Below are 21,024 nucleotides of genomic sequence, written 5' to 3'. Positions count from 1 at the left end.
TTGGCCCCCCCCCCCCCCCGGCGGGGGGGGCGCCCCCCCCCCCCGGGGCCCCCCCCCGCCTCCACGGCCCGCGCGGGGGGCCCCCCCCCCAAGCAATAGCTTGTCGCGTGACCCCAGGAGTTGATCAGAGGCTGCGGGCCAGCGCCTTGGCGGCAGGGGAGGTGGCGGTGACCCGGATGTGCTCGAGCCCGAGCCAGGCGGCCAGTTGGCGGAGCTCGGCTGCCAGGGGCTCGACGAAGTCGGCAGCTCCGGGTTCGGGAGTGAGGGTGGGGACGACCAGCGTCGACTCCGGGCGGTCGGCCTTGAGGTCGACCCGGGCGACCAGCCGGTCGCCGAGCAGGAACGGCAGGACGTAGTAGCCGTGGACGCGCTGCGGTGCCGGCGTGTAGATGCTGATCCGGTAGAAGAAGTCGAACAGCCGCTGGGCTCGATCGCGGTTCCAGATCAGCGGGTCGAACGGCGACAACAGCGCGCAGGCGTCCACCGGCCGGTCCTGTGCCTCGTGCCAGCGGTACGACTGCTGCTTCACACCCTCGACCCGCACCGGCACCAGCTCGCCGGCGTCCACCAGCTCCCCGATCACCTCGCGACCAGTTGCGGCAGGCAACGGAAAGTGCGCCTGCCCGGTCCCGCCGCAGAGCTCCCGCAACGTCCCGATCCCTAGCCCACGGGCCGCGATCCGGACCAGCTCCCGCCGTGCCTCGGCCGCGGTCGGCTCCGGCGCCGCGAGGACGCCGGCCGGCAGCACCCGCTCGGTCAGGTCGTAGATTCGTTCGAAGTGCCGCCGCCCCGCGATCGTCACCTGCCCGGTGCAGAACAAGTACTCGATCGCGATCTTCGCGTCCTGCCAGTTCCACATCGTCCCGGTGGTCGGATCCGGGTCCGGGTCGCTGCGCTTCCGCCGTACGCCGTCCGGGCTCGCGTCCCCCGCCGTCAGCGGGCCCTGGTCGGTGACCAGCTGCAGGACCTGGTCGACGTACCCGGGCCGCTCGGCGGTCAGCCGGCGCATCCCCGCGACCACCGACCACGGCGCGGTCACGTCCGGGCTCAGCTCCTCGTCCCACACCTGCCGCTCGGCGGCCCGCATCCGCCAGCGCATCAGCGGGTAGTTGGCGAGCGGGATCAGCGCGGCCTTGTGGCCCCAGAAGTACTCGAACAGCTCCCGCTCCGCGCCCCAGCTCAGCTCGTCCAGGGCCGCCCGCGGGTAGTTGCCCACCCGCGCGTACACAGGCAGATAGTGCGACCGGCACAGCACGTTCACCGAATCCAGCTGCAGTACGGCGGCCTGCCGGATCGCCCAGCGCACGTCACCCGGCTGATGCGGCGCGCCGAATCCTTGGACGCTCAGCGCGATCCGCCGCGCCACTTCCGTCGAGACCTCGTCGCCCACGGCCACCATGAGTCGAACGTATAGCGCGGCATGGGGTCACCGCTTGGAAACCTTGTACGTCAGGTGGGTGACCTGCGACGACGCGTCCGTACGGATCTGCTCCAGCGCGATCCGGTCGGCGTCCACGTGGTCGAACAGCCGGATGCCGCTGCCGAGCAGTACGGGCGCCAACGAGATCGAGAACTCGTCGACCTGGCCGGCGTTCAGGTACTGCTGGATCGTGTCGGCGCCGCCGGAGATCCGTACGTCCTGGTCGCCGGCCGCCTCGCGGGCCTGGAACAGCGCGCTCTCGATGCCGTCGTTGACGAAGTGGAACGTGGTCCCGCCCGGGCGTACCCACGGTTCGCGTTCCGTGTGCGTGACGACGTACACCGGGGTGTGGAACGGCGCCTCCTCCGGCCAGGCCAGCTCGCCGCCGTCGAACATCCGCTTGCCCATCACGTTCGCGCCGATCCGCTCCATGGTCGCCCGGGAGAGATCGTCGTCGAGGCCTTCCTCGCCGCCCTCGCCGAGCTTCAGGTTCTCCCGGAACGAGCGCTGCGGGAACAGCCACGCCTGCAGCTCGCCCCACTTTCGCAGCCAGGTCTGGACCCGCGGATTGTCCTTGCCCTCGGGCGAGAACACCTCCGCGACAGTCACGTCCGCGACCGGCGCGACGAAGCCATCGAGCGACATCGTCACGCCGAAGAAGACCTTTCCAGTCATTCAGTCCACATCCCTTCCGGTCAGTTCGGCGACGTACGTCGCCAGGTTGTGCAGCGTCTGCTCGCCGCCCTCGACAGCGTGGTACCTCTCCACCGCCTCGTCGCGCAGTTCCTTGCTGGGAAACAGCGTGGACATCACGATCCGGGTCCGCTCGCCGGCCGGCTCGAAGGTGAGCACGGACGCGAAGGCGTTCGGGTCGTCGCGGGACTCGCCGTGGGCCAGGGCGATCCGGGCCGGCGGGTCGATCTCGGACCAGGTGATCCACTCCTGGTACTCGGTGCCGTCCGGCCCGTGCATCACGAAGTCCCAGTCGCCGCCGACGCGGAACTCGAACGACCGGGTCTTGGTGCTGAAGCCCGCCGGTCCCCACCACTGCGACAGGTGCCGGACCTCGGTGAAGGCCTCGAACACCAGCTCCCGTGGGCCGTTGATCAGCCGGGAAATCACGATCTCCCGGTCCGCCTCGGCGCTACTCATCCTGTGGTCCCTTTCGCCGTTCCTGCTTGAGCTCCTGCACGTACTCGTCCAGTCGCCCGAAGGTCTCGTTCCAGAAGTCCTCGAACCCGCCCACCCACTCGTGCACCGGCCGCAGCCCGCGCGCGTCCAGGTCGTACAGCCGCTGCTTGCCCGCGCCGCGAACCCGCACCAGACCGACCTCCCGCAACACCCGCAGGTGCTTGGACGCCTGCGGCTGGCTCATGCCCAGATCGCGGGCCACCTCGGTGACGGGCCGCTCGCCGCCGCGCAGCAACACCAGGATGTCCCGGCGCTGCGGCTCCGCAATCGCGTTGAACGCATCCGAGGTCGTCGCCGCCCGTGCCATGCCACGATCATATGCCTATATCGGCATACGTCAAGCCATTAGGGCGCGCAGTGCCTCGAAGTCCAGCACCGTGAGCGGGACCAGGCCGCGGCGGAGTTGGTAGCCCCAGTTCGCTGGGCGGGTCAGCTGGAGGTCGACGTCGCGGAGCATCGCCCGGTGGACCGGGAGGAACTCGATCCGCCGGCGCCACGGCTGGACCGTGCCGCGCTCGCCCATCGACATCGGTTCAGCCTGGTACGGCGCGTCGTCCGCGACCACGCCGAGCGCCGTGAACGCCCGCAGCGGCTGCTTCTCGCGGTACTGCTCGGTCGGGGAGTAGATCGCGAACCCGTCGCCACGCCGCAGCCGGGCGACGCCGTACCGCTTGCCGTGGTTGAGCTGGATGAAGCCGCCCTGAACGGCGCGCTGGGTGTGGTCCGCGGAGACCACACCCAGCCAAGCCCTCTGCATCTCGTTCATGCATCCAGTGTCAGGCGGAAATTACGACATCTTTCGTCATGATTTTCCGGCGCAGTTTCGCGATCAGCGGCCAGGCGATCATCAGCAGGATCGCGACGTAGATCACGTACGCGACCGGCCCGCCGACCAGGCCGGAGGCGTCGCCGTTGGACAGCTGCAGCGCCATCCGGGCCTGCCGTTCCGCGATCGGGCCGAGGATCACGCCGATGATCAGCGGCAGCACCGGCAGACCGAACCGGCGCATCCCGAACCCGAGCAGCCCGAGCACCAGGAGCAGCAGCAGGTCGAGCGGCTGCGCGTTCACGGCGTACGCACCCATCGAGGCGAAGAAGATGATCCCGGCGTACAGGTACGGGCGCGGGATCTGCAGCAGCTTCGCCCACGCGGGCGCCAGCGGCAGGTTGAGCAGCAGCAGGAACAGGTTGCCGATGAACAGGCTCGCGATCAGCGCCCACACCAGCTTCGGCTCGCGCTGGAACAGCAGCGGCCCGGGCTGGATGCCGTACGACGTGAACGCGGCCAGCATCACCGCCGCCGTCGCGTTCGTGGGCAGACCCAACGCCAGCATCGGTACGAGCGTCCCCGCCGCGGATGCGTTGTTCGCCGCCTCCGGCCCGGCGACCCCCTCGATCGCGCCGTTCCCGAATTCCTCCGGGTGCTTCGACAGCTTCTTCTCGGTCGCGTACGACAGGAACGTCGGGATCTCCGCGCCGCCGGCCGGCAGCGCACCGATCGGGAAGCCGAACGCCGTACCGCGCAGCCACGGCTTCCACGACCGCCGCCAGTCCGACCTGCCCATCCACGGGCGGCCGACCGGGATCACCGTGCCCGGGTTGCGGCGCAGGTGCGCGGCGACCCAGAGTGCCTCGCCGACCGCGAAGATGCCGACGGCAACCACCACGACGTCGATGCCGTCGGCAAGCTGTGGGATGCCCATCGTGAGCCGCTGCTGACCGGTCACCTTGTCGATCCCGACCAGGCCGATCACCAGCCCGAGCAGCAAGGCCGCGAACCCGCGGATCCGCGACGACCCGAGCACCGAGGTGGCGCCCGCGAACGCGAGCAGCATGATCGCCAGGTAGTCCGGCGCACCCAGGCTGATCGCGAACTTGACCACCTGCGGCGCGACCAGCACCAGCAGCATCGTCCCGATCGTGCCCGCGACGAACGACCCGATCGCCGCCGTCGCGAGCGCCTGCGCGGCCCGCCCGGCGCGGGCCATCTTGTTGCCCTCGATCGCCGTCACCACCGACGACGACTCGCCCGGTGTGTTCAGCAGGATCGACGTGGTGGAGCCGCCGTACATGCCGCCGTAGAAGATGCCGGCGAACATGATGAACGCCTGCACCGGCTCCAGTCCGTACGTGATCGGCAGCAGCAGCGCGACCGTCATTGCCGGACCGATCCCGGGCAGCACGCCGACCGCCGTACCGACGGTGACACCGAGCAGCGCGAGCAGCAGGTTGACCGGGGTGAGTACGTCGCCGAACCCGTTCAGCAGGTTCATCAGGTTGTCCATCAGAGAATCCCTTGCAGTACGCCGGCCGGCAGGCCGACCCCGAGCCCGATCGCGAATCCGTAGAACGTGGCCAGCGACAGCGCGACCGCGATGAACAGGTTGCGGAGGTGGTGCCGGCTGCCGAGGGCGAACGCCGAACCCCAGAACAGCAGGGTCCCGCTGATCACCCAGCCGAGCGGCTCGATCGTCGCCAGGTTGACCACGAACGCGGCGATCAGCAGCAGGACGGTGCGCCAGTCGACCGGGGACGTCACGTCGACGTCCTCGCCCTCCTCGGCCGCGCCGGTGCCGCCGCGGGTCACGTCCACGGCGTACAGCGCGGCGACCACCAGCAGGAGTACGCCGAGCACGATCGGCACCGGCTTCGGGCCGATCGGATCGTTGCTGGTGGCAATGTGCGGGAGCCGGGCGGCGTCGGCGATCACCAGGACGCCGACCACCGCCAGCACCCCGCACACTCCGTACTGCGCACGATCCGGCCGCCGGGTCGCGGCCTCGGTCACGACGCCAGGCCCAGCTTGGTCAGGATGTCCGCGACGGCCTTGTCCTGGTCGGTGAGGAACTTGCCGAACTCGTCACCGGTGACGAACGCGTCGGTCCAGCCGTGCTTCTTCTCCTCGGCCTTCCACTCGGCGGAGTCGTGCATCGTGGTCAGCGCGTCGATCCAGACCTTCTTGTCCGCGTCGCTGATCCCGGGCGGCGCCACGATCCCGCGCCAGTTCGTGAACACCAGGTCGATACCGGAGCCCTTCAGCGTCGGCACGTCCTTCAGCGCCTCGATCGGCTGCTCGCTGCTCACCGCGAGGACCCGGACCTGGCCGCTGTCCACCTGGTCGAGGAACTCGCCGAAACCGCTGGTCCCGAAGGCGATCTTGCTCCCGAGCAGCGCGGGCAGCAACTCGCCGCCGCCGTCGTACGAGACGAAGTTGACGTCCTTCGGCTCGATGCCGACCGCCTGCGCGAGCTGCATCGGCAGCAGGTGGTCCGGCCCGCCGGGCGACGAGCCGCCGCCGACCGCCATCCCCTTCGGGTTCGCCTTCCAGGCGGTGACGAGATCCTGGATCGTCTTGTACGGCGAGTTCTTCGGCACCACGATCGCGCCGGCCTCCTCGATCAGCTTCGCGATCGGGGTGGTCTGGGTGAGCGTCGCCTTGGACTTCGAGGTGTACGTCGCGCCGACGACGCCGAGGCCCATCTGCATCGCGAGCTTGCCGTTGCCCTTCTCGTTCACGACCCGCTGCAGGCCGACCGTACCGCCGGCGCCGGGCAGGTTGAACACCTGGACGCCGGTGGCGATCTTCGCGTCCTCCATCGCCTTCGCGGCGACCCGTGCGGTGGTGTCGTACCCGCCGCCGGCCGTGTTCGGCACCATCAGCCGCAGCCCGGTGGCCGGCTTCCCGCTGTCCTCGTTCGCGGCGTCGGTCTTGTTCGCGGTCGCCCCGCAGGCGGTGATGCCGAGCAGCGCGACGGCCGCGATCAGCAGTGGCCTGGACCTCATTGGCGGATCCTTTCAGGAGGTGTTCAGGTGGCGACGATCGTGGACCTCCGGAGCTGTCGGAGTCTGCGTTGTGGCCGCAGCGGTGGTTGAGTTCATTGTGGTCACAGGCCGAATCAGGGTGAACTGTGGCACTCGGGCGCCGCAACGGTGATCATGCGGCAGGACGTGTAGGGAGGTGAAGATGGCGGTACGACTCGGCAGACGGCCGACGCTGGCCGGTCAGCTGCTGGTGCTGCAGCTGGCGATCGTGGTGATCGTGCTGGTCGCGGTCGCCGCGGTCTCGCTCGCGCAGTCCGCCGCCACCTTCAACCGGGTCGAGGGCCGCCGCGTCACCTTGCTGGCCGAGCAACTGTCCGGGAGCCCCGCGCTGCGGTTCAACATCCGGAACCCGGCGCCCGCGGAGATGCTCGCGCCCACGCTGCAGACCAGCCTCGCGCAGTCCGGTGTCACGTCGATCACGGTCGCGAACGCACACGGAAAGGTGATCGCGGCAACGAACCCGACGCTGATCGGCACAAATCTCACGTACGGTGATCCGGCGGGTGACAAGCGTCGCGGCTGGTCCGGCGAGCTGCGGGTCGACAGCTCCCGGGAGCTGGTCGCACAGGTTCCCGTGCTCAGCGAGGGCCGGGACAGCTTCGGCCGGCCCGACGGGACGCTCGGCGACCAGATCGGCACCGTCATGGTGGGCGAGCGGTCACCTTCCGTACTGCAGCGGCTGCGCGGCGCATCGTCGTACCTGGCGATCTATCTCGGGATCGCGTGTGTGCTGGGGCTGCTCGGGTCGTGGCTGCTCGCGCGCCGGATCAAGCGGCAGACGCTCGGCCTCGAACCGCGGGAGATCGCCGGGCTGGCCGAACACCGGGAAGCCATGCTGTACGGGCTCGCCGAAGGAGTCGTTGCCCTCGACCCCCATCTGCGCGTGACGCTGGTGAACGACGTCGGCCGCCGGCTGCTCGATCTGCCGTCGGACGCGGTCGGCAAGTCCTTGAAGGAGCTAGGCGTCGAGGGCCGCCTGCGCGAGGTGCTGTCCGGCGACGACGAGGCGCGCGATGCGGTCGTCGTACGGCGTGGCCGGGTGCTCGTGATGAACCGGATGAGTGTGGTGAAGGACGGCCGGTCGCTGGGCTCCGTCACCACGCTCCGCGACCGGACCGAGCTGGCGCAGCTGGAGCGGGAGCTCGGCTCGTTCCGCTCGTCCGCGGAGCTGCTCCGGGCGCAGACCCACGAGTTCGCGAACCAGCTGCACACGATCTCCGGACTGATCCAGATCGGGGAGTACGACGAGGTCGTGACGTACGTCGGCGCGCTGAACCGCTATCGTGAATCGCTCGACCTGACCGTGACCCGGCGGGTCCACGACACCACGGTCGCCGCCCTGCTGATGGCGAAGTCCTCGCTCGCTGCCGAACGCCGCGTCGAGCTCCGGGTGTCCGAACGGACCACCCTGCTCCGCCTCGACCCGTCGCTGTCCGCGGACATCGCGACCGTCCTCGGCAACCTCGTCGACAACGCCGTCGACGCCGCCGCCCAGTCCGGTACGCCGCTGTCACCCGCCTGGGTCGAGGTCGAACTCCGGCAGGACGCGAGCTCGGTGGAGATCGTCGTACGGGACTCCGGCCCCGGCGTCGCACCCGAGCTGGCGCAGGAGGTGTTCGCGCACGGGTTCACCACCAAGGCCGCCGCCGAGGGCGAGCGCGGCATCGGGCTCGCGATGACCCGGCTGATCTGCCGCCGCCGCGGCGGCGAGGTCGCGGTCACCAACCCGACCGACGGCGGCGCCGCGTTCATCGCCCGGATGTCCACCCAACGCACACCGGAAGGAGCCCGATGATCACGGTCCTGGTCGTCGACGACGACTTCATGGTGGCCCGCATCCACCGCGGCTTCGTCGACCGCGTCGACGGCTTCGAAGTCGTCGGTACGGCGAACTCCGGCGACGCCGCCGTCTCCGCGCTGGAGTCGCTGACGCCCGACCTGGTACTGCTGGACCTGTACCTGCCCGACGTCTTCGGCCTGGACCTGATCGCCCGGCTTCGCGCCGTACAGCCGTCGGTCGACATCCTCGTCATCACCGCCGCCCGCGAGGCGGAGGCCGTTCGGGGTGCTGTCCGCCAAGGGGTCGTGAACTACCTGCTGAAACCCTTCGGTTTCGAGGATCTGCGGGTGCGGTTGCAGGAGTACGCCCGGCGCCGCGCGAGCATCCCTTCGCAGGTCACCTCCCAGGCGGACGTCGACCGCGTCCTCGCCCCCGCCCGCCCCCTGACCAACCGCCTCCCCAAAGGCCTCTCCCAGGAAACCACCGACCTGGTCACGACCGCCCTCCGCAACGCCCCCGAAAACCTCTCCGCCGCCGAATGCGCCGAACGCATCGGCATCTCCCGCGTCAGCGCCCGCCGCTACCTCGAATTCCTCACCACCCAAGGCCAAGCCGAAGTAACCCTCCGCTACGGCACCACCGGCCGCCCCGAACGCCGCTACACCTGGAAAAGCTGAGGTACTGGAGGAGACGGATGTGAGGACGGGGGGATGTGGTCCGCCCCCCGCGTGCTCCGCAGGCGCTCCGGTCGCTGCCGCTCCCTCCCGCACCTGCTGCGCGCGCTCCCACCCATCCACCGGCTTGGCGCCGGCCTTTTGCCCGCTGCCGCGGGCGAGTTGCGAGCTGCCGCTCGCGGGCGACTGCCCTAGGCGGGTGTGCTGGGTGAGGCGGCTGGTGGTGAGTGGCGCGGCTTGTGAGCGCTGAAGGCGGGCCGTGAGCGGTGGAGGCGGGCCGTGAGCGGTGGAGGCGGGCCGTGAGCGGTGGAGGCGGCCAGTGGAGGGTTGGAGGTGATGAGCGGCGGAGGTGGCGAGCGGTGGTGAGTGAGGAGGTGGTGAGTGGGGAGGTGGTGAGTGGGGAGTGGGGAGGTGGAGGTGGCGCTCGGCGGGACCGTGAACACCCTACGGTGACCGACGATAGGCAATAGCCTGTTGCAGGACCCCTGGGGTATCGCAAGTTCGCAGGAGCCGGCCGGTTCGGACCAGGTCGCGTGCCACGGGCCGGTACCCCGGGCCAGTCACACGCCCCGTCCTACGAACTGCGCCGACCTAGCACTCACCCGCGAGCGGCAGGTCGCAACTCGCCCGCGGCAGCGTGCAAAGGCAGGCGCCAAGCCGGCGGGTTGGGTGGCAGCGCGCAGCGGGTGCGGGAGGGAGCACCGCGACCGGAGCACCTCCGGAGCACGCGGGGGCTGACCACATCCCACTTCTCTACTGTTCAGCGGCGCGGGCGGCGGCTTCTATTTGGGCTCGGTGGGACGCCCAATCCACCGAAGGGTCGGCCGGGCCGGTGAGTTGTTCGTGGAGGATGTCGGCGTGGCCTGCGTGGCGGTTGGTTTCGGTGAGGACGTGGACGAGGACGTTGAAGAGCATGACGTCCGGGCTGGGCCACCAGGGGACTGTGGCGGGGGTGTCGATCGGGAGGGCTTCGATGGTGCTGTCGGCGTGGGCGCGGGCTCGCTCGTAGTTGGTGAGGATCTGCGTTCGCGTCTCGTGCTCGGGGACCCACAGGTGATGCCGGTTCGCATAGCCGGGATCGGTGAAGCTCGGGAGTGGCTCGGGGTAGGGGCGGTCGAAGATGTTGCCGAGGTATCGGGCCTCGGTCAGCGTGAGGTGTTTGATGAGGCCGAGCAGGTTCGTGCCGGTGTGCGTGAGCGGGCGGCGTACGTCGTACTCGGACAATCCCTCGACCTTCTCGACCAGCGACCCGCGCACGTAGCGCAGCGCATCGTGCAGGTAGGTCTTCGCGAAGTCGTCGATCACGGGTCGACCTGTTCGACGGTGGCGGCGTGGCGTTCGGCGAGGGCGTGGTAGACGGTGGCGTTGTGGTCGACGAAGAGTTTGGCGGTGCCGTCGAGCGGGACGATCTTCTTGGCGGGGCTGCCCATCGCGACCGATTCCGGGGGTACGACGGCGCCGGGGGTGACGGTGGAGCCGGCGGCGACCAGGGAGCGGGGGCCGATGACGGCGCCGTCGAGGACGATGGCGCCGTTGCCGACGAGGGCTTGTTCGCCGATGGTGCAGTCGTGGACGAGGCACTGGTGGCCGACGGTGGCGTTCGGGCCGATCTCGCAGCCGTTGTGGCCGACGTGGATGACGGTGTTGTCCTGGATGTTCGCGCCGGCGCGGATGGTGATCGTGCCGAGGTCGGCGCGGATCACGGCGCCGTACCAGATGGAGACCCCGGCCTCGACGACCACGTCGCCGACGAGGGTCGCGGTGGGCGCGATCCACGCGTCGGGGTGCACGGTCGGGCGCTTACCTTCGAACGAATACAGCGGCATGCCCAACACCCTAAACGGCACGGAGCTGGCCGAAACCCTCCTGTGCGCCGAGCCGGTGGGCGGTTACGGTGGGCTGGATCGACCGAGGAGGGTGGCATGACCGAGATCGCGAAGTCCGGGGCCGCGGTGATCAGCCGGGCCGACGGGCGCGCCGACGGTGAGGAATGGACCGAGAACTACACCGAGTTGCCCGGTGGCGCCGGTGTCTCGCTGATTCTGGAGTCGACGACCAAGGAGGGAAGCGGCCCGCGGCTGCACAAGCATCCGTACGCCGAGACCTTCATCATCCGGCGTGGTTCGGCGACGTTCACCGTCGACGGCGAGGAGATCGTCGGTACGGCGGGCCAGATCCTGGTGGTACCGGCGGACACCCCGCACAAGTTCCGCACCGGCCCGGGCGGCTACGAGGCCGTCCACATCCACGCGAACCCGACGTTCGAGACGATCTGGCTCGAGTAGTCAGACCGGCACGCGCTCGCCTGGCGGTGTGTACGCCGCCAGTAGTGTCGCGGTGATGTACGGCGCTGCCTCGGCCGAGGTGATCCGCCCGGCCTGGATCTCGTTCGCGGCGCCGTGCATCACGTTGTGCATGATGCTGACCAGCCACGTCGTCGGCAGGTCGGTCCGGAACGCGCCCTCCGCGCGCCCGCGTTCCAGCAATCGCTCCACCCGCGCCATCGGGTCGGCGTGCAGGTCCCGTACGCGCGCCGGCGGCAGCACTTCCTGAGCCGCGACCAACAGTGTCCGGAACCCGTCGACCAGTTCCCAGCTCGTCTCGATCAGCCGGATCAGCGCCGCGCGCGGATCGCCGGTCAGGTCGACCTGCCCGAGCGATTCCTCGCCGGTCGCGATCGCCCGGACGAACACCGCGTCGAGCAGCTCGGCGCGGGACGGGAAGTGCCCGTACAGCGTCACCCGGCCGACACCGGCCGCCTTCGCGATCTCCGACGTACTCGCCGCCGGGTTGCGGCTCAGACAGTCCGCGGCGGCGGACAGGATCGCGTCGATGTTGCGCTGTGCGTCCGCACGCCTGGTGGTGACTGTCATCCGGGACCTCCCTGATCTCGAACACCATTGTACGACTTCCTCTTGTCGAACAGCAGTGTACGAGTTACCTTCAACTCGTACATACCTGTTCAACTTAAGGACGAGATCATGAATCAACCGGACCCTCGGCGGTGGCGGCTGCTGGGGTTGCTCGCCGTGGCGCAGTTCATGCTGATCCTCGACGTGACCGTGGTCGCGATCGCGCTGCCCAACATCGAGACCGACCTGCACCTGCGGCGCGAGACGCTGACCTGGGTGGTCAGCGCGTACACGCTGATGTTCGGCGGCCTGATGCTGCTCGGTGGTCGCGCCGCGGACCTGTTCGGCTCCCGGCGCGTCGTACTGGCCGGCCTCGCCGTCTTCACGCTCGCCTCCCTGGTCACCGGTCTGGCGCACGGTCCGGAGGTCCTGCTGGGCGGCCGGGTCGCGCAGGGGATCGGCGCCGCGATGCTGTCCCCGGCGGCGCTTTCCGTGGTCACGAAGACGTTCGACGGCGAGGAACGGAACAAGGCGCTCGGCATCTGGTCCGCGATGGGCGGCGGCGGTTCCGCGATCGGCGTACTGCTCGGCGGCCTGCTGACCGCGGGTCCCGGCTGGCAGTGGGTGTTCTACATCAACCTGCCGATCGGCCTGGTCGTGTTCATCGTGCTGTTCCGGATGCTCCCGGCCGACCAGCCCGGCGAGCAGCAGGGCCGCCTCGACGTACCGGGCGCACTGCTGGTGACCGCCGGCACCGGTACGGCGATCTACGCGCTGATCAACGCCGGCGACCGCGGGTGGTTGTCCGCCGCGACCCTCGGCACGCTGGCCGGCGCGCTCGTCCTGTACGGCGGGTTCGCGTGGGTGCAGCGCACCGTCCGCTCGCCGCTGATGGACCTCCGGATCCTCGCCCGCCGATCCGTTGCCTCAGGCACCTTGATGTTGCTGATCGCGACCGCGCTGATGATCTCGATGTTCTTCCTCGGCTCGTTCTACCTCCAGCACTTCAAGCAGTACGGCGCCCTGCGTACCGGGCTGCTGTTCCTGCCGGTGGCGGTGGCGGCGATCGCCGGCGCGCATCTGGCCGGTCAGTTCGTCGGCAAGGTCGGCGCGCGGCCGATCGCGATCGCCGGGTTCCTGCTCACCGCGATCGGTGTCGCGGCGCCCGCGCTGTGGGACGGCGCGGCGGTGGTGGTGACCGGGATGGCGGTCGGGACGGTCGGGCTCGGCGCGGCGTTCGTGGCGTCCTCGACGACGACGTTCGGGCAGATCGCGCACCACGAGGCGGGGCTGGCGTCGGGCATCCTGAGCACGTTCCACGAGTTCGGTGCGTCGCTCGGTGTCGCGGTGGTGTCGAGCGTGGCGGCGGCGAGTCTCGCCGGTACCGTGACGACCGGGTTCACGCGGGGCTTCACGTTCGCGGCGATCACGGCCGCGATCGCTGCCGCGCTGACGCTGATCGTCGTACCGTCGTTCAAGCCCACAGGGGAGACGGCGCATGTCCATTGAGATCCGCCGCGCGGAGAGCGTGGACGCGGAGACCGTGCTGACGATGCTGGGGGAGCTGGCCGCCTACCAGGATCAGCGCGTGTACGTGACGGCGGAGGTCGCGGACTGGGAGGAGTTCCTCGAGCGGCCGGACGTGATCGTGCTGGTCGCGTCGGTGGACGGCGCGGTCGCGGGGTACGTCTCCGCGCTCCGGCGCCCGTACCTGTGGGTCGGCGGGGATCAGTTGGCCCTCGACGATCTCTATGTCCGCAAGCCGTTCCGCGACGCCGGCGTCGGTCGTCAGCTGATGCTGGCGCTGGCCCGGATCGCCCTCCCGGAACGTCTCCCGATCGGCTGGGGTCTGCGCCTGGAGAACACCGCCGGCTACCGCTTCTACGAACGCATCGGCGCTCACCTGGTCACGAAAACGGCGGCCAGCTGGTCGGCGGACGCGTACGAGCGTCAGCTGAAGGAATAGGTGGCCGCGACCGGATAGTGGTCGGACGCGAACCTCAGCAGGACCGACGCGGCGGTCGGCACCAGCTGCGAACTGTGCAGCTGGTAGTCGATCCGCCTGGCCGGCAGCGGAACCGGGTTGGTGAAGCCGGGACCGAACCCCTTCTCCCGCCAGGTGTCGGCCCACTGCGCCGTCAGCGTCTTGACCTCGGCCGATGACGGTACGGCGTTCAGGTCGCCGACGAGCAGCGTCGCCTCGGGAGCGTCCTCCAACAGCTCGACGACGGCGTTCGCCTGCTCGAGGCGTTCGCCGTCGTTGTCCGTGGTGAGATGCGTGTCGGCGAAGCGCAATGGCGTACCGTCCACGTCGATCAGCGCTTCCAGCAGACCGCGCTGCTCGCTGCCGGCGTGCAGCGGGAGCAGGGTGTTGCGTGAGTCGACGATCGGGTACTTCGACAGGACGAGCGTCCCGTACTGCCGGCGCGGTTTGCCCGGCTCCGGGGGATCCCAGTCCAGGTTGGCGGCGAAGACTTGGTTCATCTTCAGGCGTGCCGCCAACCAGGACGGCTGGTCCTCCCAGTTGCTGCGCGCAGCGAAGTACTTGTCGACCTCTTGCAGGCCGGCCACGTCGGCACCGGAGGCCTCGATCGTCTGCGCGACCCGCTCGAGGTCGAGCTTGCCGCCCACACCCACGCCGTGGTGGATGTTGAACGTCAAGGTCCGCATACGTAAAGCCTTTCACATGGCTTTCACCGACAGGTCCTGCCAGTCTGCCCAGGTCTTCAAGCGGTCCGCGTACGCCTGCTGGGCCATCGGGTAGCCCTGGGTGCCGAAGAAGGGTCCGATGGACCTGGTTCGGGGTGTCGGCGAGTTCGAGACTGTGCTTGATGGTGCCCTCGCTGCGCTCGGGCACGCGCGTCCGGCGGCGTCCGGATCGCCGAAGTCCGCGGCCGCGACGTACGCCGTGAGCGCCGCGCGCAGGTCGTCGTACAGCGGGATCCCGGCGGACTGCACGCCGCCGGTGACGCCGTCGGTCGCGTAGCCGCCGGGCTCGAGGATCGTGACCTTGACGCCGAAGCCCGCCACCTCCTGGGCGAGTACTTCGCTCAGTCCCTCGAGCGCCCACTTCGACGCGCAGTACGCGCCGCCGAGCGGAAGCCCGAGCAGGCCGGCCACCGACGACACCTGGATGATGCGGCCGTCGCCCTGGTCGCGCAGGTACGGCAGGGCCGCCTGGACGACCCAGAGCGGACCGAAGAGGTTCGTCTCCAGCTGGTCCCGGAGCTGCGACTCGTCGAGCTCCTCGACCGCTCCGGACAGCCCGTACCCGGCGTTGTTGACGATCACGTCCAGCCGCCCGAAGTGCGCCTGCGCCTGGTCGACGGCCGCGAAAACGTTGTCCTTGTCAGTGACGTCCAGGACCAACGGCAGCACGGCGTCACCGTACTTCTCGCTCAACCCCGTCGGACTCGACCGCGCCGTCGCCGCCACCTTGTCCCCGCGGGCCAGCGCGGCCTCCACGAAACTCCGGCCGAGGCCGCGGGACGAGCCGGTGACGAACCAGACCTTGCTCATGCCGGCCGCACGTTGTGGTTGCCGGCGAAAACGTTCTCGGGATCGTACTTCCGCTTGATTCCGGCCAGCCGTTCGTACGTCGCGGCCGGGTACACGTCGGTGGGATCGTCGTCGGACAGGAAGTTCGCGTACGCGCCGTTCACGTGCGGACGCAGCGTCTCCCACAGCTGCTCGCGGCCCGGCCGGGTCGCCTCGATCACCGGTGGCGGGCCGATCGTCGTGGTGGCGAACATCAGCTCCGCCTGCCGGTGCGCGTACGCCGTCGCGTCGTCTGCGACCCGCGCCACCGCGCCGCCGACGCTGCGGACCGCGATGATCGGCGCGCCCTGCGACGTACCGGCCGCGGCGAGGATCCGCAGGACCTCGGGCACCGAATCCTTGTCGACAAAGGCACTTCGGGTCACCAGCTGGATCCCCGGCGGCGGGACCATGCCCTCCTCCAGCACCTCGGCGTACGGCGTCACTGCGACGTTGTCGGACAGCAGCGTGCCGAGGTCGCGGATCGGGTCGATCGCCCGCGCGGCGAGCTCCGGGTCGTCACCGTCGTACGCGACCTGGATCTCCAGCGGCGCCTCGGGGCCGCCGAGGAACGGGTTCGCGAACCCGGCGATCGAGGTCAGCTCGGCCGGCGCGGTCCGCAGGTACTGCGCCCAGCGCGGCAGCACCTCGGCGATCTCGGCCGCCGGGAACGTCAGTTTCCCGAAGTGGATGTCGGTGGTCGGATGCGCCGCGAACTCGAACGCGGTCACCACCCCGAAGTTCCCGCCGCCACCGCGGACCGCCCAGAACAGGTCGGCGTTCTCGTCCGCCGACGCCCGGACGACGTCGCCCGCGGCGGTCACGAGCTCGACCGCGACCAGGCTGTCCAGCGCGAGACCGTACTTGCGGACCTTCCACCCGATCCCGCCGCTCAGCGTCAGCCCGCCGACGCCGACGCTCTTCGTGTCACCCGACGAGATCGCCAGGTTGTGCGGCGCCAGCGCGGCCGCGACCTGCCCCCAGGTGGCGCCGCCGCCGATCCGCACCACGTGCTTGTCCTTGTCGACCACCTCGACCCCGGCCAGGCCGGACAGGTCGATCACCACGCCGCCGTCGTTCGTCCCGAACCCCGGGAACGAGTGCCCACCACCCCGCACCGCGAGCGGCAGCCCGCTGTCCACGGCGTACCGGACGGCCTTCCGTACGTCGTCGACGCTCGCCGGCCGGAGTACGTACGCCGGGCGGCCGGCGACCAGCACGGTCCGGCTCGCCGCGTCGTACCCCTCGTCCTGAGGCCCGAAGACCTGCCCACCAAATCCTTCGACCACTGCAGTCATGACGTTCCTTCGCGTTTGTCCTCATCGAACAAACACCTGACGACCGCCACTCACCACCTGTGACGTGAACAACCCCACATCACAAAACGTCGGGCTATTTCGTCCCGGTCCGGGGGAGCGCCGCGACCAGACGGCTCGCGCGTGGGTCGCCGTGGCCGATCATGCGGTTGGCCGTGTAGGCGAACGCGATGCCGTGCTCGTCGTCCGCGAACGCGAACTGGCCACCCGCGCCGTCGTTCGCAAGGCTCCGAGGCCCGAGCGTAGGCCGGAACGACGAGTCGAGCAGAAAGCCGGAGCCCCACCGCGCGCCGCCGTCGAAGCCCAGGAACCCAACGCCGGAAGACACCTCACGCAACGCATCGTCGACGGTCGCGGTCGACAGCAGCGGCGGCGCACCGTCGAGCCCGGTCATCGCCGCCGCGTACACCCCGGCCAGCCCGGTCGCCGACGCGACCGCTCCGGCCCCCGGTAGCTCCATCCCCAGCAGCGCCGGGTCGTTCCACCCGTGCGGTACGTCGAGACCGGGAAACTCCAGCGCCCCGTTCATCGTCACGATCCGCATCAGCAGGTGCTCCGGGTCGATCCCCGGCCGACTGTCCGCCTCCGCGAGCCGCGCCAGCGTGGGCAGCTCAGCCGCCGGCAGCCCGATCCACGCCCGCAGGCCGAGCGGATCCCCGATCACGGTACGGAAGTACGCACCTGGCAACTGCCCGGTGATGCGCCGTACCACCTCACCGAGCACGAACCCGAACACGTGCCCGTGGTACTCGTACGTCGACCCCGGCTCCCACAACGGCTGCTGCTCCTCGATCGCCGCGATCACCGGGTCCCACGCCGCGATCTCGTCGAACGTCAGCGTCTTGTCCAGCACCGGGACCCCGGCCCGGTGCCCGAGCACCATCCGGCAGCTGATGTTCTCCTTGCCGTGAGCAACGAACGACGGCCAGTACGTCCCGATCGGAGCATCCAGGTCCAGCCGCCCCTCCTGCGCCAGGAGATGGACGACGACACTCACGATCCCCTTCGCACACGAGAACACCGGCACCACGGTCTCCGCCGACCACGCCCGCCCCGGGGCCGCCTCGCCGTCCCAGAGCTCGACCACCTTGCGGCCACCGGCGTACACGGTGACTGCCGCCCCGAGCTCCGGGAACAACCTGAAGTTCTCCGCGAACGTGTCCGCAACGGCTCCGAACCCGTCCTCCACCCATCCCCGACTCATGCGCCGAACGATAGGCCGACGCACCCTGTCAGCACGATCGAATTACGGCAGCGCCCAGCGTTGGTTCACGGCGGCGGTGCACTGGTAGAGGATCAGCTTCGTGCCGTTCGCGGACGAGGCGCCGGATGCGTCCAGGCAGTATCCGGAGGCGGTGTTCTGCAAGGTGCCGTCGTACGACGGTCGCCATCGTTGGCCGGCCGATCCGTCGCAGGTCCACAGCACGACCGGCGACTTCGAGGTCGTACCGCCCGCCGTCAGGCACTTGCCCATCGTGCGGATGGTGCCGTCGTCGGTCGACGGAGTCCACTGCTGGTTCGCGGAGCCCTTGCAGGTGTAGAGCGTCGTCGGCGTGCCGTCCGTGGTCAGCGCCTGGTACACGTCGATGCATTTGCCGCCGATCCCGACGGCGGACCCGGTGTCGCCGAACACCCCGAACTCCCACAACGAGTAGTAGCTCCCGGCAACGGCCCGCTTCGTCGCGACCAGCCGGACGTACCGCGCGAAGATCGGCGAGAACGTCACGTTGTCGGTCCCGCCGCCGCCGGAGACAGTTGCCGAAACTGTCTTCCACGTACGCCCGCTGCCGGACGCCTGAATCTGGTACGCCTTCGCGTACGCCGACGACATCCAGTTCATCAGCACCCGGTTCACGACCTGCACCGATCCGAGATCGACCTGGTACCACTGCGCATCGGTCCGCGCGCTCGCCCATGCCGTCTTCATCGAACCGTCGACGGCCTTCGCCGGTTCGCGGCCCGCGACATAGGTGCTCGAGGCAAGGGCCGGACGCCCGCGGGCCAGGTTGTGCTTCAGCCCGTACGACGCCGAGTACGTCGTCGCCACGCGATCCGGAGCCACCAGGTTGTGGTCGCGGACCCCGCCGTCGCTCCACAGCCCGAACCGGTACATCTCGTTCGCCACCGGCTGCGCCGGATCGGCCGACACCGACACGCTCGACCCGACGATCGTTGTCCCGACCAACGGACTCTCCCCGGCCGCGTTCCCCATCGCCAGCGGCATCCCTGGCGGCCACGAGTTGACCGTCAGCTCCGTCGTCCGCGGGTTCAGCAGCACGCTCTTGGTGTCGGTCAGCCCGCCGGAGTCCGTTGCCGTCAGCCTCAGTTCGAGGTACGACGGGTACTCGTGGTCGGGCGCGACGAACGAACCGGTGGCCCCGGTGAACGACGTGATCGTGTGCGTGTGGCAGTCGCTCGGGCAGTGGTGCATGATCAACGTCCAGGTCAGCGCCGACCCCGGCAGCGTGCCCTGCTCGGGATCCGTCGCCGACCCGGAGAAGTTGATGGTGTCGCCAACCTTCCAGGTCGTTGCCGGACCCGGTGCGGTGATCGTTGCCGTCGGCGCCGTGTTCGCCACGTTGATCTGCACGGACGTGGTCGTCGACGTCTTCCCGTCCGACACCCGCAAGCGCGCGGTCACCGTCCCGCTGGTCGTGTACGTGTGCTGCACGGTCGCCGCCGTGGAGTCGTCGAACAGGCCGTCGCCGTCCACATCCCACGCGTACGTGAGTGGATCGCCGTCGGGGTCGTTCGACGCGGTCCCGTCGAAGGTCACGGTCAGCGGCGTCGGCCCGCTCGCCGGGGTGGCGTGGATGATCGCCGTCGGCGGGTTGTTGGTCCCGTTGTACACGTACCGCAGGATCCGGCCGTTGTCGTAGTCCACCGCGAACAGGTCGCCGCCCGGCCCGGTCTGCAGCCGCGTCGCGCCGTACCCCGACGCGAACAGCTGGATGTTCGCGGGATCAGGCAGACCGTTGCTGCCGGGCATCATCGCCCACGTGCACTTGCGGCTGTAGTCGGTGAAGAACAGCGCGCCGTCGTACTGCGCCGGGTAGTTTCCGCCTTTGTAGAAGGACATTCCGGAGATCGACGAGCTCCCGGTCGAGCAGGTTCCACCGACCTTGTCGGCGTGGTTGTACGCGTAGTACGGCTGCGCCACCGCGGACGGGCCGGCGGCGTACAGGTTCTGGCAGATGTTCAGTTTCGCGGCGGCGTACGCGGGCTGCTGCGCGGGGCCTTCGTAGCACGGCCAGCCGAAGTTCGTGACGCCCGCCTTCGGATCGGCGATCCGGTCGATCTCCTCCCAGGTCGAGTACCCGACGTCGCCGATCCACAGCTCGTTCGTGCCGGGGCGGAACGTGAGCCGCATCGGGTTCCGCAGGCCCTCCGCGACGATCCGGCGCGCGTTCGGGTCGGTGCTGCTGCTCAGCGGGTTGCCGGGCGCGGCCTGCCCGGTGTCCGGGTCGATACGGATGATCGAACCGTCCAGCGTGGTCGGGTCGTTCGGCGTACGGAGGTCCTGCGCGCGCAGCGCACCACCTTCGGCGGTCGGCGCTGTGAGCTTCGCGCCCACTGCTGCCGGGCCGTCGCCACACGGGTTGTCCGGCGAGAGGTCGGACGGCGGATTGCCGTTCTGCCCGTAGTCGACGTAGCTGAAGCTCCCGCCGTCGCCACCCCCGGCGTACAGCATGCCGTCCGGACCGAACTCGATCGAGCCGATCGAGTGGCTCGGGAACACCTGGCACCAGTCCTCGACCAGCACCTGCTCCGCTCCGTTCGCGTTCAGCACCGAGAGCCGCGCACTGGCCAGGCAGCCGCGCGCCGTCGGTCCGGGCGGTGACGGACACGGGTCCGCGTCGGTGTCCGGCGTACCCCACTTCGGCGTCGGGCCGCCGATCAGCCCGTCGTGCGTGTACAGCACGTAAATGCGTGGATCCGTAGGGAAGTTGGGATGCAGCGCGATCCCGAGCAGCCCGCGGTCCCAGTAGTTGTAAACCTCCGTGCGCAGGTCGGCGTACACCTTCGGGTTCGGGTCGTCGAGCGAACTGAAGACCTTGATCAGCCCGCTCTTCTCGGCCACGAAGACGCGACCGTCCGGCGAGAACGCCACGTTCGTTGGACTGTTGAGTCCGCTGAACACGACCTGCTCACTGAAAGCGGACGGTGTGACCGCGGCGCGTGCCGGCGCGATCACGGCGAACGGCAGCAGCAGTACGACACACAAAGTGGGCAGCGCACAGCGCAGCCACCGGGCAGATTTCCTCACGACGCCCCCAGGCCCGAACTCCGGCGCTTGTCCCCACAGCCCCCTGCAAGCACCCGGATCGCCCGTCAGAATGAACCTTCGGTACGACGCTGCGCAAGGCCCGGCAGGCTTTCGTGGCCAACCCGCCGCCACGCGGTCACGCCGCCGGTCCGAGCAGGCACACTG

General features: G+C 69.6%; 21 protein-coding genes. 5 read left to right on the top strand and 16 right to left on the bottom strand.

The annotated features are described in order from the left end of the window. Positions 1-124 precede the first annotated feature (124 nt). From ACFV9C_RS35095 to ACFV9C_RS35060, 8 genes are read right to left on the bottom strand one after another with little or no spacing between them, the layout of a single operon-like run. Positions 125-1,399 carry a winged helix-turn-helix domain-containing protein gene (locus tag ACFV9C_RS35095; protein WP_380200455.1) on the bottom strand — a complete coding sequence of 425 codons (1,275 nt, stop codon included), beginning with the start codon at positions 1,397-1,399 and terminating at the stop codon, positions 125-127. 27 nt (positions 1,400-1,426) lie between these two features. Beyond that, on the bottom strand, positions 1,427-2,095 hold the full coding sequence (locus ACFV9C_RS35090) for a dihydrofolate reductase family protein (protein WP_380200453.1): 669 nt from the start codon (positions 2,093-2,095) through the stop codon (positions 1,427-1,429). Next, a complete protein-coding gene (locus tag ACFV9C_RS35085; protein WP_380200451.1) occupies positions 2,096-2,572 on the bottom strand; it encodes an SRPBCC family protein in 477 nt (158 codons plus the stop codon). Beyond that, positions 2,565-2,918 carry an ArsR/SmtB family transcription factor gene (locus tag ACFV9C_RS35080; RefSeq protein WP_380200449.1) on the bottom strand — a complete coding sequence of 118 codons (354 nt, stop codon included), beginning with the start codon at positions 2,916-2,918 and terminating at the stop codon, positions 2,565-2,567. The genes ACFV9C_RS35085 and ACFV9C_RS35080 overlap by 8 nt, the downstream gene beginning before the upstream one ends. A 30-nt stretch (positions 2,919-2,948) precedes the next feature. Beyond that, positions 2,949-3,377: an EVE domain-containing protein gene (locus tag ACFV9C_RS35075; protein ID WP_380200447.1), complete on the bottom strand. Its 429-nt coding sequence runs from the start codon at positions 3,375-3,377 to the stop codon at positions 2,949-2,951. Positions 3,378-3,387: 10 nt separating this feature from the next. Next, positions 3,388-4,896 carry a tripartite tricarboxylate transporter permease gene (locus tag ACFV9C_RS35070; RefSeq protein WP_380200445.1) on the bottom strand — a complete coding sequence of 503 codons (1,509 nt, stop codon included), beginning with the start codon at positions 4,894-4,896 and terminating at the stop codon, positions 3,388-3,390. Next, entirely contained in the window at positions 4,896-5,399 is a 504-nt protein-coding gene (locus ACFV9C_RS35065; RefSeq protein ID WP_380200443.1) for a tripartite tricarboxylate transporter TctB family protein, read from the bottom strand. Before ACFV9C_RS35065 ends, ACFV9C_RS35070 begins: the two co-directional genes overlap by 1 nt. Then, positions 5,396-6,394 carry a Bug family tripartite tricarboxylate transporter substrate binding protein gene (locus ACFV9C_RS35060; protein ID WP_380200441.1) on the bottom strand — a complete coding sequence of 333 codons (999 nt, stop codon included), beginning with the start codon at positions 6,392-6,394 and terminating at the stop codon, positions 5,396-5,398. The genes ACFV9C_RS35065 and ACFV9C_RS35060 overlap by 4 nt, the downstream gene beginning before the upstream one ends. Before the next feature lie 181 nt (positions 6,395-6,575). Between ACFV9C_RS35060 and ACFV9C_RS35055 the strand changes: the two genes are divergently transcribed. Continuing rightward, positions 6,576-8,228 (top strand): ATP-binding protein, encoded by a 1,653-nt coding sequence (locus tag ACFV9C_RS35055; RefSeq protein ID WP_380200439.1) that lies wholly within the window; start codon positions 6,576-6,578, stop codon positions 8,226-8,228. After that, on the top strand, positions 8,225-8,890 hold the full coding sequence (locus tag ACFV9C_RS35050) for a response regulator (RefSeq protein ID WP_380200437.1): 666 nt from the start codon (positions 8,225-8,227) through the stop codon (positions 8,888-8,890). The genes ACFV9C_RS35055 and ACFV9C_RS35050 overlap by 4 nt, the downstream gene beginning before the upstream one ends. 750 nt (positions 8,891-9,640) lie before the next feature. Here the strand turns inward: ACFV9C_RS35050 and ACFV9C_RS35045 are convergent. Further along, positions 9,641-10,192, bottom strand: a complete 552-nt coding sequence (locus ACFV9C_RS35045; RefSeq protein ID WP_380200435.1) for a DinB family protein — start codon at positions 10,190-10,192, stop codon at positions 9,641-9,643. Continuing rightward, positions 10,189-10,713 (bottom strand): gamma carbonic anhydrase family protein, encoded by a 525-nt coding sequence (locus ACFV9C_RS35040; RefSeq protein ID WP_380200433.1) that lies wholly within the window; start codon positions 10,711-10,713, stop codon positions 10,189-10,191. Before ACFV9C_RS35040 ends, ACFV9C_RS35045 begins: the two co-directional genes overlap by 4 nt. 96 nt (positions 10,714-10,809) lie before the next feature. On the opposite strand from ACFV9C_RS35040, the gene ACFV9C_RS35035 reads away from it, so the two are divergent. Continuing rightward, positions 10,810-11,172, top strand: a complete 363-nt coding sequence (locus ACFV9C_RS35035) for a cupin domain-containing protein (RefSeq protein ID WP_380200431.1) — start codon at positions 10,810-10,812, stop codon at positions 11,170-11,172. Here the strand turns inward: ACFV9C_RS35035 and ACFV9C_RS35030 are convergent, their stop codons facing one another. Beyond that, positions 11,173-11,760, bottom strand: coding sequence for a TetR/AcrR family transcriptional regulator (locus ACFV9C_RS35030; protein ID WP_380200429.1), 588 nt, complete (start codon positions 11,758-11,760; stop codon positions 11,173-11,175). A gap of 108 nt (positions 11,761-11,868) precedes the next feature. Between ACFV9C_RS35030 and ACFV9C_RS35025 the strand changes: the two genes are divergently transcribed. Both ACFV9C_RS35025 and ACFV9C_RS35020 read left to right on the top strand, forming a co-directional pair. Further along, entirely contained in the window at positions 11,869-13,248 is a 1,380-nt protein-coding gene (locus ACFV9C_RS35025) for an MFS transporter (RefSeq protein WP_380200427.1), read from the top strand. Continuing rightward, positions 13,238-13,705 (top strand): GNAT family N-acetyltransferase, encoded by a 468-nt coding sequence (locus tag ACFV9C_RS35020; RefSeq protein ID WP_380200425.1) that lies wholly within the window; start codon positions 13,238-13,240, stop codon positions 13,703-13,705. Before ACFV9C_RS35025 ends, ACFV9C_RS35020 begins: the two co-directional genes overlap by 11 nt. On the opposite strand, the gene ACFV9C_RS35015 is transcribed toward ACFV9C_RS35020, so the two are convergent. The 5 genes from ACFV9C_RS35015 to ACFV9C_RS34995 all read right to left on the bottom strand — a co-directional run bounded on the left by ACFV9C_RS35015 (position 13,690) and on the right by ACFV9C_RS34995 (position 20,859). Further along, positions 13,690-14,409, bottom strand: a complete 720-nt coding sequence (locus ACFV9C_RS35015) for an endonuclease/exonuclease/phosphatase family protein (RefSeq protein WP_380200423.1) — start codon at positions 14,407-14,409, stop codon at positions 13,690-13,692. The genes ACFV9C_RS35020 and ACFV9C_RS35015 overlap by 16 nt on opposite strands. A 12-nt stretch (positions 14,410-14,421) precedes the next feature. After that, positions 14,422-15,258, bottom strand: coding sequence for an SDR family NAD(P)-dependent oxidoreductase (locus ACFV9C_RS35010; RefSeq protein WP_380200421.1), 837 nt, complete (start codon positions 15,256-15,258; stop codon positions 14,422-14,424). After that, positions 15,255-16,574 carry an FAD-binding oxidoreductase gene (locus ACFV9C_RS35005; protein ID WP_380200419.1) on the bottom strand — a complete coding sequence of 440 codons (1,320 nt, stop codon included), beginning with the start codon at positions 16,572-16,574 and terminating at the stop codon, positions 15,255-15,257. The genes ACFV9C_RS35010 and ACFV9C_RS35005 overlap by 4 nt, the downstream gene beginning before the upstream one ends. 94 nt (positions 16,575-16,668) lie before the next feature. After that, positions 16,669-17,796 carry a serine hydrolase domain-containing protein gene (locus ACFV9C_RS35000; RefSeq protein WP_380200417.1) on the bottom strand — a complete coding sequence of 376 codons (1,128 nt, stop codon included), beginning with the start codon at positions 17,794-17,796 and terminating at the stop codon, positions 16,669-16,671. Between the two features lie 42 nt (positions 17,797-17,838). Then, on the bottom strand, positions 17,839-20,859 hold the full coding sequence (locus ACFV9C_RS34995) for a PQQ-dependent sugar dehydrogenase (RefSeq protein ID WP_380200415.1): 3,021 nt from the start codon (positions 20,857-20,859) through the stop codon (positions 17,839-17,841). Positions 20,860-21,024 lie beyond the last annotated feature (165 nt).

Origin of the sequence: Kribbella sp. NPDC059898 (assembly GCF_042730855.1) — a bacterium.
Lineage (GTDB): Bacteria > Actinomycetota > Actinomycetes > Propionibacteriales > Kribbellaceae > Kribbella.
The sequence above is the reverse complement of the archived record's forward strand: the minus strand, read 5'-3'. Positions and strand labels throughout refer to the sequence as shown.